13 protein-coding genes and 1 pseudogene are annotated in these 13660 nt (G+C 71.1%); 5 read left to right on the top strand and 9 right to left on the bottom strand.

The window, feature by feature from the left end; genetic code table 11:
- Window positions 1-62 precede the first annotated feature (62 nt).
- The gene (locus ACGF4C_RS22380) at window positions 63-416 is read left to right on the top strand and encodes a winged helix-turn-helix transcriptional regulator (RefSeq protein ID WP_393568551.1); all 354 of its coding nucleotides are present in this window, start codon (window positions 63-65) and stop codon (window positions 414-416) included.
- Window positions 417-571: 155 nt separating this feature from the next.
- Here the strand turns inward: ACGF4C_RS22380 and ACGF4C_RS22375 are convergent, their stop codons facing one another.
- Window positions 572-1525 carry a class I SAM-dependent methyltransferase gene (locus ACGF4C_RS22375; protein WP_393568550.1) on the bottom strand — a complete coding sequence of 318 codons (954 nt, stop codon included), beginning with the start codon at window positions 1523-1525 and terminating at the stop codon, window positions 572-574.
- Window positions 1526-1726: 201 nt separating this feature from the next.
- Window positions 1727-2161 carry a VOC family protein gene (locus tag ACGF4C_RS22370; RefSeq protein ID WP_393568548.1) on the bottom strand — a complete coding sequence of 145 codons (435 nt, stop codon included), beginning with the start codon at window positions 2159-2161 and terminating at the stop codon, window positions 1727-1729.
- Between the two features lie 306 nt (window positions 2162-2467).
- Here ACGF4C_RS22370 and ACGF4C_RS22365 point away from each other — a divergent pair, with 306 nt between their 5' ends.
- Both ACGF4C_RS22365 and ACGF4C_RS22360 read left to right on the top strand, forming a co-directional pair.
- Window positions 2468-3070: a TetR/AcrR family transcriptional regulator gene (locus tag ACGF4C_RS22365; RefSeq protein WP_393568714.1), complete on the top strand. Its 603-nt coding sequence runs from the start codon at window positions 2468-2470 to the stop codon at window positions 3068-3070.
- A gap of 789 nt (window positions 3071-3859) precedes the next feature.
- Window positions 3860-4234, top strand: coding sequence for a VOC family protein (locus ACGF4C_RS22360; protein ID WP_030414774.1), 375 nt, complete (start codon window positions 3860-3862; stop codon window positions 4232-4234).
- Window positions 4235-4298: 64 nt separating this feature from the next.
- On the opposite strand, the gene ACGF4C_RS22355 is transcribed toward ACGF4C_RS22360, so the two are convergent.
- The 3 genes from ACGF4C_RS22355 to ACGF4C_RS22345 all read right to left on the bottom strand — a co-directional run bounded on the left by ACGF4C_RS22355 (window position 4299) and on the right by ACGF4C_RS22345 (window position 6404).
- Complete coding sequence (locus ACGF4C_RS22355) at window positions 4299-5291, bottom strand: aldo/keto reductase (protein WP_393568546.1); 993 nt, start codon at window positions 5289-5291, stop codon at window positions 4299-4301.
- A 364-nt stretch (window positions 5292-5655) separates the two neighbouring features.
- The gene (locus tag ACGF4C_RS22350) at window positions 5656-5982 is read right to left on the bottom strand and encodes a winged helix-turn-helix domain-containing protein (RefSeq protein ID WP_393568544.1); all 327 of its coding nucleotides are present in this window, start codon (window positions 5980-5982) and stop codon (window positions 5656-5658) included.
- Window positions 5979-6404: a hypothetical protein gene (locus tag ACGF4C_RS22345; protein WP_393568542.1), complete on the bottom strand. Its 426-nt coding sequence runs from the start codon at window positions 6402-6404 to the stop codon at window positions 5979-5981. Before ACGF4C_RS22345 ends, ACGF4C_RS22350 begins: the two co-directional genes overlap by 4 nt.
- Window positions 6405-6977: 573 nt before the next feature.
- On the opposite strand from ACGF4C_RS22345, the gene ACGF4C_RS22340 reads away from it, so the two are divergent.
- A complete protein-coding gene (locus tag ACGF4C_RS22340) occupies window positions 6978-7832 on the top strand; it encodes a putative protein N(5)-glutamine methyltransferase (RefSeq protein ID WP_393568540.1) in 855 nt (284 codons plus the stop codon).
- 217 nt (window positions 7833-8049) lie between these two features.
- Window positions 8050-8850, top strand: coding sequence for a maleylpyruvate isomerase family mycothiol-dependent enzyme (locus tag ACGF4C_RS22335; RefSeq protein WP_393568538.1), 801 nt, complete (start codon window positions 8050-8052; stop codon window positions 8848-8850).
- A gap of 101 nt (window positions 8851-8951) precedes the next feature.
- On the opposite strand, the gene ACGF4C_RS22330 is transcribed toward ACGF4C_RS22335, so the two are convergent.
- The 4 genes and pseudogenes from ACGF4C_RS22330 to ACGF4C_RS22315 form a co-directional block, all read right to left on the bottom strand.
- Window positions 8952-10208 (bottom strand): cytochrome P450, encoded by a 1257-nt coding sequence (locus ACGF4C_RS22330; protein WP_393568536.1) that lies wholly within the window; start codon window positions 10206-10208, stop codon window positions 8952-8954.
- Window positions 10209-10399: 191 nt separating this feature from the next.
- Window positions 10400-11209: an ABC transporter permease gene (locus ACGF4C_RS22325; RefSeq protein ID WP_393568534.1), complete on the bottom strand. Its 810-nt coding sequence runs from the start codon at window positions 11207-11209 to the stop codon at window positions 10400-10402.
- A pseudogene (locus ACGF4C_RS22320) lies at window positions 11206-12272 on the bottom strand (ATP-binding cassette domain-containing protein). The gene ACGF4C_RS22325 and the pseudogene ACGF4C_RS22320 overlap by 4 nt, the downstream one beginning before the upstream one ends.
- Before the next feature lie 170 nt (window positions 12273-12442).
- Entirely contained in the window at window positions 12443-13285 is an 843-nt protein-coding gene (locus ACGF4C_RS22315) for a DUF4097 domain-containing protein (RefSeq protein WP_393568532.1), read from the bottom strand.
- Window positions 13286-13660 lie beyond the last annotated feature (375 nt).

The raw sequence follows: 13660 nt of genomic DNA, 5'->3' as shown, positions 1-13660 counted from the left end.
CTGGATACTTGCTCCAGCGAGAGGAACGCGTCAGAACGCCATCAGGGGGAGCCGGGCCGGTCATGAGCGCACGCAACAAGCCGTACGAATGCGGGCTGGACGCCGCGGTGGACGTCATCGGCGGCAAATGGAAGGTGTTGCTGTTGTGGGCGCTGGCCGAGCGCCCCCATCGGTTCGGCGAACTGCGCCGCGGCCTGCCGAAGATCACCGAGAAGGTCCTGACCCAGCAGCTACGGGAACTGGAGGCCGACGGCATCGTGCACCGAGAGACTTTCCCCGAGGTGCCACCGAGGGTCGAATACTCCCTCACCGAGGCCGGCCGCTCCCTCAACGAGGCCCTCGCCCCCCTCGGCGCCTGGGGCACCGCCCACATGCCCCACTTGGAGGCCACTTACGGTCAACGGCATCCGGGGTAGAGGGGTGGGGTGTTGTGGCGTTGGCGCGTTGCGATGTCGTGGCGTTGGGGGTGGGGTGTTGTGGCGTTGGGGCGTTGGGGGTTGGGCCTTGAGGGTTGACGGTTGGGGCCTTGGGGCGGCACCCCGCACCGCACGTCACTACGCACCCCCCGTGACTACGCCCCCCGCACCGCCGTGGCGATATGCACCCGCATCGCGCACGGGATACGGCCGTCGGGCAGCGCCAGGGCCGCCGCCTCCCGCTCAAAACGGGCCCGCAGGTCCGCGGTGACGGCGGGGTCGAGCGGCCCCAGATCGTAGAAGCCGCTCATGGTCGCCCAGACACGCTCCGGCGGCCCGGTCAGATCGATCCGTACGGTCTCCCAGCGCACGGGCCCGAAGCCGGCCGGCCCGAACACCGCGTCGAACCCCTCACGACTCCGCAGCCGCCGGTCGCCGAGCGAGGGAATCCGCTGGTCGGCGGGTGCGGCGGCGAACAGCGGCCGGGCCACCCGCAGGAACGCCGCATACGCCTCGCCCCCGACCGCTCCGCCGCCCAGGACGACCGCCAGCGTGCCGCCGGGCGCGAGCACCCGTGCCACCTCGGCCGCGACCTGCTCGACGTCGCCCATCAGCATCAGCGCCATATGGGACACACAGCCATCGAAGCGGCCGCCCTCGAAGGGGAGTTGCTGAGCCCGACCGGCCCTCAGGTCGGCGCCAGCAAGACCGGGACGGTGTCGAGCCAGCGCCAACTCCTCGGCGGACAGGTCGAGTCCGGCCAGCTCCCGGTCGGCCAGCTCCCGGTCGGCCAGCTCCCGGTCGGCCAACTCTCGGTCGGCCAACGTCCGGTCGGCCAACTCTCGGTCGGCCAGTGTCCGGTCGGCCAACTCGCGGTCGGCCATTGTCCGGTCGGCCCGCCGTCCCCGCTCGGCGAGGAGTTCGAGCAATAGACCGTCACCGCACCCGAGATCCAGCACCCTGTCGCAGTCCGCCACCCGATCCCGGAGGATCTCGTAACTCGACCGCCCGTCCTCGGCTCGTCCGTGCGCCATCGCCCGTACCGTCACCGCGGGGCGCGCCGCGTGAAACGCCCGCAAAAACGCTTCCTGCTCCCGAACCGTCGCCATCCCCCGATCGTAGACACGACGGCGGGTGCGGGGGAGGAGGACCGAAGGGCGGCGTGAAGGACGGCGTGAAGGACGGTGCGAGACCCGGGCGCAGCCACGGCGTTGGGAGGCGCGTTGGGATGGACGTTGGAATGAGGCGTTGGGGTGGCGCGTTGGGTTGGGGCCGAACCCGCCCAGCATCCTGGCCGCCCGTGGGGCCCCCTACCCACCGCCCGTGGGCCCCTGCCCGCCGCCCGTGGGCCCCTCCTGCAACGACCAGCCGTTGCCGTCGGGGTCGGTGAAGTAGACGAACGAGTTCCACGTCCCGCCGGGCCCATCGGCCAGCGCGCCGTCCTCGACGTGCTGCACGGGGCTCGCCGCCACGCCCCGCTCGACCAACTGCGCCCGGGCCGCGGCAACATCGGACACCACCAGCTGGAGGCCCTGCACGGAACCGGGCTGCACGTCGGTAACCCCCCTACCCGCACCGATGACGATCGAGCACTCGGACCCAGGCGGCGTCAGCTGCACGATGCGCGCCTGGCCACCGACCGAGACGTCATGGTCGACGGCAAAGCCCAGCTGCTCGCTGTAGAAGCGCTTGGCCCGCTCCACATCGGCCACCGGAACCGGCACCAGTTCGAGCTTCCAGTCCATGACACGCCGCCTTCCGCATGCGACGGCAAGAGCACCCGCACCAGCGCACTCCACGCCGGGGCACCCCAGCAAAATCCCACTCCGCAAACGGCAAGCCCCGCCGCAAGAAATCCGCTGCGCCGCTGCACCACTGCAAGAAATCCGCTGCAAGAAGTCTAAAGAGCGAACGACGGCCATGCGCAGCGCGCGGCCCGGCGCAGGTGGCAGGCATTGACGGAGTGAGCACTCACTCCGTACTCTGGAGGCATGACCCCACAACCTGCACGCCGGCGCGCGCCCGGCATGAGTGTGGAACAGCGCCGGGCCATGATCGTGGCCGCCGCGCTGCCGCTGGTGGCGGAGTACGGCGCGGCCGTCACCACCAGCCAGATCGCCCGCGCGGCGGGCATCGGCGAGGCCACGATCTTCCGGGCCTTCAAGGACAAGGACGAGGTACTGGACGCCTGCGTCCGCGAGGCGGTCAGCACGGACCACGTCCTGCGCGAACTGGCCTCGGTCTCCCTGGACGAGCCGCTCGCCGCCCGGCTGACGGAAGCGGCCGAGGCGCTGCGCGCCCACATGGAGCGGATCGGTACGGTCGTCGGCGCCCTGCACGCCTCCGGCCACCTCCGCGGCCGCGGCCGCGAGGCCGGGACCGTCGCCCCGGAGGCCGGGACCAAGCCGGACGGACCGCCGGAGGACCCACGGGCCCGGTCGGCCGCCGCGCTACGCCAAGCCGTCACCGAGCTGATCGAACCGGACCGGGACGCCTTCCGACTGACCCCCGAGAAGGTCGCCGGCGCCTTCCTGGGCCTCCTCTTCACCCGCCTCCCCACCCCCGTCTCAGAGGCCGACACCCCCCTCACCAGCGAGGAACTCATCGCCGTCCTCCTCCACGGCACCCTCACCCACCCCGGCAACGACACGTAGCCCCGCCGCCCCGGCCAACGGGCCCCACGGCACACAGACGACGCACCGCCGCCGCACCGCAGCCGACCGCCAACGAGTCGCCGCTGCGCCCCCGGCGACCACACACCCGCGGAAACGGGCGGCACCGAAGAATCCGTACGCAACCCGGCAGCCCCCACGGTCCGCCACGCCCCGGGTACGACGCCTAACCGGACGCACCCAGCAATGGCCCAACACCGGGGCCGGGCACTGCGGCAAGCACCCAGCGCCCGGCACCCGGCACCCGGCACCCGGCACCCGGCACCCGGCACCCGGCAACGAGGCATCACCCCTCACACGCCCCAACGACCAACCGCCGCGCCCGGGCAACGACACATCGCCACGGCCCCGTAAGCCCCAGCCACGGCCCCAGCCCCAGCCCCAGCCGGCAAGGAATTACCGGCCGGAACTGGCCGCCCCCCTCCCCGTGCCCGGACGACCACGCGTCGCCGCGCTTCGGCAACGCCACGCCCCACCACGCACCGTCCGTAACCCGGCAATTGGCGCCCCACCGCGCCCAGGCAACACCAACGAACCGCCAGGCCCGGGCGCTCCCCCCCTTCTTCCCCTCTCCCCCCTTCCCCTCCCCCACCCGCCTCCCCACCCCCACCCCCAGCGACAGCCACAGCCACAGCAGCCACAGCCACAGCCACAGCCACAGCCACAGCCACAGCGAACGCCCGACGAACGACCACGTCCGACACCGACGAGCAACCGTGCCCGACACCGACGAACGACCGCGGTTGCCCGACCTCACCCTCAGGAGTTCACATGCCCGTGACCCTCAACCACACCATCGTTCCGGCCATCGACCATCGGGCGGCTGCTCGCTTCTTTGCGCAGGTCATGGGGTTGGCGGAGCTTCCGCCGGCCGGTCGGCTGGGGCATTTTGCGCCGGTTCGGGTCAATGAGACCCTCACCCTCGACTTCATGACCGTGCCGGACGCCGAAGGCCACCATCTCGCCTTCGACGTGGATCCCGAGACCTTCGACGGGATCCTCTCCCGCATCGAGGCGGCCGGCATTCCCTACGGCAACGGCCCCGCCACCCCGGACAACGGCCGGACCGACCACCCGCTGTGCCCCCGCGGCCTGTTCTTCGCCGACGACTCCGGCAACCTCTACGAGGTGATGTCGCCAGCGTAGACACACTGCGGAACCAGTCGGCGGAACCAGCCTGCGGAGCCGGACCGGGCCCGCCCCCGGCCGGTCAGCCGTCGACGAAGCTCAGGCTCACCTCGTCGTACCGGGTCCCGGCGACCTGGCCGGCCGGGGCCGCGGCGTCGATGGCGGCGAGGTCCTCGGCGGAGAGCTCGATGGCGAGCGCCCCGATGTTCTCCTCCAGGTACTTCTGCCGACGGGTGCCGGGGATCGGCACCACGTCGTCCCCGCGGTGCTGCACCCAGGCCAGCGCGAGCTGCCCGGCAGTGACTCCCTTCTGCGCGGCGAGTTCGTTCAGCTTCTCGACGATGGCCAGGTTGCGTTCCAGGTTGCCGTCGGCGAAGCGCGGCTGGGTGCGGCGCACGTCCGACTCGGCCAGCCCCTCGACGCTGGTGTATCGACCCGTCAGGAACCCGCGTCCCAGCGGCGAGAAGGGCACCAGACCGATCCCGAGCTCCCGGCAGACCGGCGCGACCTCCTGCTCCAGGTCCCGGGTCCACAGCGACCACTCACTCTGCAGCGCGGCGATCGGGTGCACCGCATGCGCCCGGCGCAGCGTCGCCGCGCTCGCCTCGGACAGTCCGAGGTGGCGCACCTTGCCTGCCGCGACGAGCTCGGCCATCGCCCCGACGGTTTCCTCGATCGGCACCTGGGGGTCGACCCGGTGCTGGTAGTAGAGGTCGATGTGGTCGACCTCGAGCCGGCGCAGCGACGCGTCGCATGCCTGCCGTACGTATGCCGCGTCGCCCCGGATCGCGGTCGGCTCGCCGAGCCGGTTGGCGAACCCGAACTTCGTCGCCAGCACGACCTCGTCCCGCCGCCCGGCGATGGCCCGGCCGATCAACTCCTCGTTGTGCCCAGCGCCGTAGAAGTCGGAGGTGTCCAGGAAGGTGACACCGAGGTCGAGCGCCCGGTTGATGGTGGCGATCGACTGCGCGTCGTCCGACTGCCCGTAGCCGTGGCTCATCCCCATGCAGCCGAGGCCCTGCGCGGATACCTCCAGCTCACCGAGCTTGCGCGGCGGAATGGTCGTTGTGGTCATGGTGCTGGTACCTCCTGGACGGGCTTCGGGCTGGTCGTTCAAGCAATCCCGTTCTGGACGGTAGGAGTTGGAGTGCGCTCCAAGTCAACACGGCGCTGCGCCGATGGCATCCATCTCGGTCGCGGGGCCGGGTCGCGGGCCAGTTCGCGGGACCAGGCCGGTGCCAGCGCGTCGCGGCAGGGAAGGTGTGCTGGGTCACGCGCGCCCGCATTACGGGCACCGTGACACGGGCGCAGCGTCACGGGCACCGTGAAGGGGGCGCGGCATCGGCTCAGCGCTCGTCACCCGTCACCCGTCGCCTGTCACCCGTCACCCGTCACCCGTCACCCGTCACCCGTCACCCGTCACCCGTCAGCCTCCCTCGTCAGCCAGTGCCCTCGGCTATTGCGCGCAGGGCCTGGCAGTGGGCGGCGAACGCGGCGCGGCCGTCAGGTGTCAGGGCGAGCCAGGTGCGTGGGCGCTTGCCGACGTATCCCTTGGTGACGGCGACATAGCCGGCCTTCTCCAGGGTGGAGACCTGGCGTGAGAGCACTGAGTCGCTCACTTCGACGGTATCGCGGACAAAGGCGAACTCGGCCTTGTCGGCGGGCGCCAGGGTCGCCACGATGGAGAAGCGGACGGGTGCGTGGATGACCTCGTCGAGCCCGTGCCGCGGATGGGCCCCCTGGGGCAATGGGTGCGAGGTGCTCACCGGCGGGCCTCCGCATATCCGCCTATCAGCCCCGGCAGGGCCACCAGGACTGCTCCCGCCACCCACCACGCCGTGACGCCCTGGAACCAGATGAAGCCCGGCACCAGGACCGCGCTGTAGAGCAGGCCCCAGGCGATGATCAGGCCGGCGTGCCAGCGACCGAAGCCGCGTCGCGCGACCCGCTGCCGGGCGGCGTACACCGACAGGCCGCCCACGATGGCGCACCAGAAGATACTGCTCAGCGCCATTCCGTACGGCTGGCCCAGCAACCCGAGGGCCAGCACCATCACTCCGGACCCGCAGCCGTAGATCACCTGATAGCGGACGTACCACTTCATGCTCGCCCGGACCGTACTGCTCAGCTCCTGCGCGCGGGCCAGCGCGGCCGCCGCGTCCTCGGATGCGTATACCTGCTCCGACATGTCAGTCCCCCCTGACGTTCCCGCACTTCCCCGTTGGTCAGCCGTTGACTGGTCGCTACTCGTCGCTGATTGGTCTCCCCCGACGAGCACTCTTCGGCTTCGTGTTTTCAGCGTGCCAAGCACTTTCCATTTCGACAAGTACTTTCCTGAAAATCAGTTCGAACGGGTGACACCCGCTCACACGCCGTCAGGTACCCTTTGCCGTCCCAGCAGTGGAGCGAACGAGGAGGTGAGACCGATACCCCGCCAGTCCAGGCAGGCGCACCCGTCTCCCGTCCGCGTGGTCCACCGCCTCAGGTGACCTTCCGGCACAGGTGAGCCGGGCCCGCCCTCGGCGCCCCGAAAGGCTCACCACTCATGCCGTCACAGCATCTGTCACGACCCTCTGGCCCTCCAGATACGTCCGGCCCTCCAGATACGTTCGGTCCTCCAGATACGTCCGGCCCTCCAGATACGTTCGGTCCTCCAGATACGTCTGGTCCTTCAGATACGTCCGCTCCTTCAGGCACTTCGGCCCCTTCAGTCACTTCAGCCCTGTCAGGCCCCTATGGCCCATCAGGGTCCTCACGTACTTTGTCAGCGCCCTCTTCGCGCCCTGGCCCCTCATCACAGGGCACGTGTCGCGGTCCGGTAGCGGATGTCGTCGCCAGGCTGCGTGCTGCCGGCTGTGTCTTCGCCGAGGACGAGGCGGCGCTGCTGTGCGACACCGCCCGTACGCCCGATGAGCTCGCCGCCATGGTGGAACGTCGCGCCCTCGGCCAGCCGCTGGAACACGTCCTGGGCTGGGCGGAGTTCTGCGGGCTTCGGATCGCCGTCGATGCCGGTGTCTTCGTGCCGCGTCGCCGTACGGACTTCCTCGTGGAGCAGGCGCTCGGCCTGCTCCGCCCGTCCGCCGGCCCGGAGTCCGGGGCGCCTCGGCGGCCCACCGTGGCCGTCGATCTGTGCTGCGGCTCCGGAGCGGTGGGCGCCGCACTGGCCGCCGGTCTGGAACGGGTCGAGCTGTACGCGGCCGATGTCGAACCCGCCGCGGTGTGCTGTGCCCGCCGCAATGTCGGGCCCGTTGGCGGCGAGGTCTACGAGGGCGACCTCTTCGGCCCGCTGCCACCGGGTCTCCGCGGCCGCGTCGACGTCCTGGTGGCCAACGTGCCCTACGTACCGACCGAAGAGGTGGCGCTGTTGCCTGCGGAGGCCCGTGAGTACGAGCCGCTGGTGGCGCTCGACGGCGGGGAGGACGGGCTCGATGTGCTGCGCCGGGTGACCGGGGCCGCCCCGCAATGGCTGGCGCCCGGCGGGCATCTGCTGGTCGAGACGAGCGAACGGCAGGCGCCGCGGGCCGTCGAGGCGTTCACCGGTGCGGGGCTGCGTCCGCGGATCGCCCGCTCGGAGGAGCTGTACGCCACGGTGATCGTCGGGACGTGGCCGGGATAGCACCCACTGCTTGGTCTGGCCCAGGGGCCCTTCTGGTGGGAAATCAGGTGGGGGCCGGTCCGGTGGGGGCCGGTCCGGTGGCGTCCTATCGTGGCGCCATGCCTCCTTCGGTGGGTTCGATGGGTTCGATGGGTCCGATCGGTTCGTTGGGTTCGCTGGGTTCGCTGGGTTCGGGATGGGTTCGATGGGGACGGACGGAGTGGGTTCGATGGAGTCCATGAGTTTTGAGCGCCACTGTGGCGAAATCGTCGCGCAGACCGGCCTGTTGGTGTCCCACGTCGAGGGTGCCGGGCTGGCCGCTCCTGTCCCGGCCTGCCCCGGATGGAACCTCGGTCAGTTGCTGCGCCACCTCGGTGAAGCGCATCGCTGGGTGGAGACGATCGTCCGGACCCGGGCCACCGGGCCGGTCTCCGAGGAGCGGATCAACAACGTCTCCGACGCGACGGACCAGGACCCGGCCGAACTCGCCGCCTGGCTCACCGAGGGCGCCGGGCAACTGGCGGACGCGCTGCGGGCAGCGGGGCCGGAGGCCGCGGTGTGGACCGTGGCCCCCGGTGGCACGCCGGTCTTCTGGGCCCGCCGTATGACCCACGAGACGGTGGTGCACCGCGCGGACGCGGCGTTCGCCGTCGGAGCGGACTTCACCGTGGACGACGAGGTCGCCATCGACGCCCTGGACGAGTGGATGAGCTTCGGCCACCTGCCCCCCGTGTTCGAGACCAGGCCCGATCTGCCCGCCCTCCTGGCCGGCGGCCGGACCCTGGGCTTCCGGGCCACCGATACGGCGCCCGAGGCCGGCGCGGAGTGGCTGGTCGGTCTGGGCGGTGACACGCTCGTCTCGCGCCGCGGCGGCGGCCCGGCCAGCGTCACCGCCCAAGGGCCCCTGGCCGACCTGCTGCTGTTCGTCTACGGCCGGCGGTTCGCCCCCGGGGCCGCCGGTGGCGGCGTCGAGGTCCTCGGCGATGAGGGGCTGCTCGACGCCTGGCTCGACGCCACCAGTTTCTGGCTCAAGGAGTGAGCAGTGGGACGGAAGACGGACCAGTGGCCGGCAGCGAGCCGGGGCTGAAGGGGGCTCAGGCCACGTCCCAAAGGGGGCTCAGGCCTCGTCCCTGAGGGGGCTCAGGCCTCGTCCCAGGTGACCGGGAGCCGGTGCACGCCGTAGATGTTCGAGGAGGTGCGCAGCGGTACGTCCTCCGGTGGGACGGCCAGTCGCAGCGTCGGGAACCGGGTGAGCAGCGCCGGGAAGGCGACCCGCATCTCGACCCGGGCCAGCTGCTGGCCCAGGCACTGGTGGCTGCCGTGGCCGAAGCCCAGGTGCCCGGTCGCCTTCCGGCGCAGGTCAAGGGTGTCGGGGGCGGGGAACCGCGCCGGGTCCCGGTTGGCGGCCTGGAGCGACAGGGTCACCGACTCACCCGCCCTGATCAGCTGCCCCGCCACCTCGACGTCCTCCAGGGCCGCGCGGAGCCCCATGTCGGCGATGCTCAGATAGCGCATCAGCTCCTCCACGGCCCGGTCGGCGAGTTCCGGGTCCCCGCGCAGCGCGGCGAGCTGTTCCGGGTGGGACAGCAGGGCGAAGGTGCCGAGGGCGAGCATGTTGGCGGTGGTGTCGAGGCCGGCGCCCAGCAGGAAGGTGCCGATGCCGGCGAGTTCCTCGTCGCTGAGTTCGCCGCTCTGCGCCAGGTCGCCGAGCACATCGTCGGTGGGCCGGTCCCGTTTGGCCACCACCAGCTCGTGCAGGATCTCCTGGATCGCCAGGTAGGCCGCCGTCCGCTCCTCCTGGGTGACGCCGTGGTCGGTCACGATGGCCGTATGGCGCTGGAAGACGTCCCGGTCGGCGGACGGCACCCCGAGGAGCTCGCAGATCATCAGCGCGGGAACGGGCTGCGCGAACGCCTCCACCAGGTCCAGCGGGCCGCCCCGGCGCTCCATGGCGTCCAGGTGCTCGGCGGTGATCTCCTCGACGCGGGCGGTGAGTTCGCGCATCCGGCGGACCGTGAACTTGCCCATCAGCAGCCGCCGGTAGCGGGTGTGCTCGGGTGCGTCGATCCCGGTGAGGTCGCCGACCGGGGCCGGGGGCAGCGACGGGGGCGCGCCCGGTATCGGCAGGTGCATGAGCTCGTAGCGGGAGCTGAAGCGCTGGTCGGCGAGGATCGCCCGGACCGCGGAGTGGCCGGTGGCCAGCCAGCCCTCGTGGCCGTCGGGGTAGCGCATCCGCCGCAGCGGCTGTTCTTCGCGCAGCCGGGCCAGTTCGGCGGGCGGGTCGAAGGGGCAGCCGGTGGGGCGGGTCAGGGGAAGATCGGTGACGGGGCTGGTGGGGGCTGTGGGGACGGTGGGGGTAGTGGGGGCGGTGGGGGTAGTCGGCGGTTCGTTACGCATGGGGCTTCGTCCTCCTGTGGTGAGTGGTGGTGTGCCGTAACGGGTGGTGCGATGCGGGGCGGTCCACGGCGGTGCTCCGGGAGTTCTCGTGCGGTGAGGGGCCGCGGCTGTCGCGGCGGGTGGCGCGGCGGGTGTCACTGTGGTTGTCGTGGCGGGTCTCGTGGCGGGCGTCGTGGTCGTGTCACGGACGGCTAGCGTTCGACGCCGCGCTTGAAGGCCGTGCGCGCCCACAGGTAGCCGACCAGGCTGAGGCCGAGGCACCAGGCGACGGCGAGGTAGCCGCTGGTGCCGATCTCGGTGCCCATCAGCAGGCCCCGGAGGGTCTCGATTGCCGGGGTGAACGGCTGGTACTCGGCGAACCAGCGCAGCCCGGTGAGCATCGACTCCGGCGGGACGATCGCGCTGCCGAGGAACGGCAGGAACGTCAGCGGCATGGGCATATTGCTCGCAGTTTCCGCATTTTTCGCCACCAGACCCATCGCCGCCGCCAACCAGGAGAGCGCAAGGGTGAGCAGGGCCAGGACGCCGGCTGCCGCCAGCCACTCCACCGGAGTGGCGTCGGGCCGGAAGCCCATCAGGAGGGCCACCCCGATCACCAGCGCGATGCTGACCATCGTCTGGATCACACTGCCGACGACATGCCCGGTCAGGAACGAGGCCCGGGAGATCGCCATGGTCCGGAACCGGTTGACGATGCCTTCCGTCATGTCGACGCAGACGGAGACGGCGGTGGCCACCGCCCCCGAGGTCGCCGCCATCAGGATGATGCCGGGCGCCACGTAGTCGATGTAATCGGTGGTACCGGTGGTGCCGGTGGTGCCGGTGGACGTGCCGCCGATACCTGCGCCGAGGGCACCGCCGAAGACGTAGTTGAACAGCAGCAGCATCAGCACGGGCATCGCGACGACCGACACCGTCATGGACGGGTAGCGCAGGGCGTGCTTGAGGTTGCGCCGCAGCATCGTCGCGGAGTCCCGGGCGGCGTAGGGCAGCGTGCTCATCGGGCTTGCTCCTTCGGGGAGTTGGCGTCCCGGCCGGACGCGGCGGGGCCGGTGAGGGTGAGGAAGACGTCGTCGAGATCGGGCGTGTGCACGGTGAGCCGCTCCGCCTCGATGGCGGCGTCGTCCAGCGCGTCGAGCACGGAGCGCAGGGCGGGGATACTGCCGTCGCTGGGCACGTCCAGGGTGAGCGCTTCGGCGTCCCGGCCGACGGAACCGTAAGAGGCAGAGGCAGAGGGGGAGGCGGAGGGGGAGGGACCGGAGGAGGACGAGGGGTCGAAGCCGGCGGCACCGGGATCGAAGAGGGCGGCGGCCGCTTCGAGGCCGTGCGCGTCGGCGAACCGCAGGCGGATATGCCCGCCCGGGATACGGCGCTTGAGTTCCTCCGCGGTGCCCTCGGCGACGATCTTTCCGCCGTCCAATACGGCGATCCGGTCGGCGAGTTGGTCGGCCTCCTCCAGGTACTGCGTGGTGAGGAAGATGGTGACGCCCTCGTCGGCGACCAGACCGCGGATGATGTCCCACATGGTGCGCCGGCTGCGCGGGTCGAGTCCGGTGGTCGGCTCGTCGAGGAAGATGATCCGGGGATTGCCGACCAGCGTCATCGCCAGGTCGAGCTTGCGGCGCATACCACCGGAGAAGGTGGCGACGGGCTTGCCGGCCGCCTCGGTCAGTTCGAAACGGCGCAGGAGTTCGGCGGTGCGCCGGCGGCCTTCCCGGCGGTCGAGGTGGTGCAGGTCCGCCATGAGCAGCAGGTTCTCCCTGGCGGTGAGGAGATTGTCCACGGCCGAGAACTGGCCGGTGACGCCGATCGTGGCCCGTACGGCGTCGGCCGCGTCGCGCACGTCATGTCCTGCGACGCGAGCCCGGCCGGCGTCTGCGGTGCGGAGGGTGGAGAGGATCTGGACGGTGGTGGTCTTGCCCGCGCCGTTGGGCCCGAGGAGGGCGAAGACGGTGCCCTGGCAATGCGGAGGTCGATGCCGTCGAGGACGGTCTTGTCGCCGTACGACTTGGTGAGCCCGGCGGCAGTGATCGCGGAGGCGGAGATCGCGGGGGCGGGGGTCACCGGGGCGGGCGCTGTGGTCGCCGGGGCGACGGGTGTGGTCGCGGAGGACGGGGCCGGCGCGGAAGACGGGCTGGGGGACGTCATGTCACGTCACTTCCTTCTCTCTCTGTTCTGTTGTGGAGGACTTGAGGAGAACCGCTGCCGAGGGAAGCGGTCCGGTGATCAGGCGATCAGGCGCGGCGGATCTCGATGTTGCCGACGCCCGTGCGCGCACGGACCTCGACCGTTTCCTCGCCCGCGCCGGGGCCGTCGAACGGCGTGAGCGTGTTGCGCACCCCGCCGAGCCGCGTATGCACATCGAGCCAGGCGGCGGTGGCGGCACGGATGCCCACCTCGATGTCACCGGTGGCGGTCAGCAGGTTGGAGCGGCCCCGCACCAGTTCGCCGATGTGGATGCCCCCGTGGGCCGTCTTGGCCTCGACGCCGCCGTGTGCGACGCCCACCGAGAGCCGGCCGTTGGACGAACTGGCCGTCAGATCGCCGGTGACCTCGCCGATCGTGGTCGCCCCGTTGCCGTTCTTGACCGTCGCCGCGCCCCCGACCTCCCCCACCTCGATCCGGCCGGCCGCGATGACTTCGGCGTCCCCGGTCACCCGGCTCACATGGATGTCGCCGAGGTCGGTCCGCAGGGAAGCGGTGTGGGCCTCGTCGACGTGGACGTCACCGTAGGAGGTCTTGATCCGGCACTCCCCGAGGCGGCCGGTGCAGTCGAAGTCCCCCATGGGGGAGGTGCCGTGGACGTCCGACCCTGCGGGCAGCTCGATGCGTACGTCGAGCGAACCGCTCCGGCCGAACAGGGAACGCTTGCGGGGGCCCTTGACCTGCAGGGTTCCGCCCGCGCAGGTGACCTTGGTCTGCTCCGCGGCCCGTACGTCGGCGGCCTCGGCCGCGTTGGCGGGCAGCACCTCGATGACGGTGTCGGTGCGCTTGCCGGCGATGATCCGGACGGTCCCGATGTCGAACTCGACGGTGGCGGAGACCGGTTCGGGTGTCTCGAAGTCGAAATGAGGCATGGCTGTTCCGTCCTCTTGGTGTGGGCGGGGTGGGTTTGATGGGTCGGATGGGCCTGATGGGTCTGCTGAGCGGGGGTGTGGGTGTGGGTGTGGGTGTGGCGACGTTCCGCCGGTGGGCGGGCGGGGGACGGCAACGTGCGGTGAGGTGCGGGCAAGCGGTTCAGTGATCTACGCACGGTGTGGCGCCACGATGGCACCAACGTGGCCAAGGCCAGCGGGCCGCCGCACCCAAACAAGGCCAGCGGGCCGCAAGGGGCCACAGGGGCCGCCGAACGGCCGGCTAGATGAATGAGTCCGATGTTCTCAGTGGTCGAAGGCGATCAGGGATCGTTTGATCTTGGCGCCAGTGGCCCAGTTGTGCCAGATGCAGGCTGC

Source organism: Streptomyces sp. NPDC048197 (assembly GCF_043202395.1).
In the GTDB taxonomy this organism is placed as follows: domain Bacteria; phylum Actinomycetota; class Actinomycetes; order Streptomycetales; family Streptomycetaceae; genus Streptomyces; species Streptomyces siderophoricus.
The sequence above is the reverse complement of the archived record's forward strand: the minus strand, read 5'-3'. Positions and strand labels throughout refer to the sequence as shown.

Bases quoted from the DNA above. Each gene is read 5' to 3' on its own strand.
- ACGF4C_RS22380 (WP_393568551.1), top strand. From the start codon at position 63: ATGAGCGCACGCAACAAGCCGTACGAATGCGGGCTGGACGCCGCGGTG.
- ACGF4C_RS22360 (WP_030414774.1), top strand. From the start codon at position 3,860: ATGCCCGTGACCCTCAACCACACCATCGTTCCGGCCATCGACCATCGG.
- ACGF4C_RS22370 (WP_393568548.1), bottom strand. From the start codon at position 2,161: ATGGACTGGAAGCTCGAACTGGTGCCGGTTCCGGTGGCCGATGTGGAG.
- ACGF4C_RS22375 (WP_393568550.1), bottom strand. From the start codon at position 1,525: ATGGCGACGGTTCGGGAGCAGGAAGCGTTTTTGCGGGCGTTTCACGCG.
- ACGF4C_RS22355 (WP_393568546.1), bottom strand. From the start codon at position 5,291: ATGACCACAACGACCATTCCGCCGCGCAAGCTCGGTGAGCTGGAGGTA.
- ACGF4C_RS22315 (WP_393568532.1), bottom strand. From the start codon at position 13,285: ATGCCTCATTTCGACTTCGAGACACCCGAACCGGTCTCCGCCACCGTC.
- ACGF4C_RS22330 (WP_393568536.1), bottom strand. From the start codon at position 10,208: ATGCGTAACGAACCGCCGACTACCCCCACCGCCCCCACTACCCCCACC.
- ACGF4C_RS22345 (WP_393568542.1), bottom strand. From the start codon at position 6,404: ATGTCGGAGCAGGTATACGCATCCGAGGACGCGGCGGCCGCGCTGGCC.
- ACGF4C_RS22365 (WP_393568714.1), top strand. From the start codon at position 2,468: ATGATCGTGGCCGCCGCGCTGCCGCTGGTGGCGGAGTACGGCGCGGCC.
- ACGF4C_RS22325 (WP_393568534.1), bottom strand. From the start codon at position 11,209: ATGAGCACGCTGCCCTACGCCGCCCGGGACTCCGCGACGATGCTGCGG.
- ACGF4C_RS22335 (WP_393568538.1), top strand. From the start codon at position 8,050: ATGAGTTTTGAGCGCCACTGTGGCGAAATCGTCGCGCAGACCGGCCTG.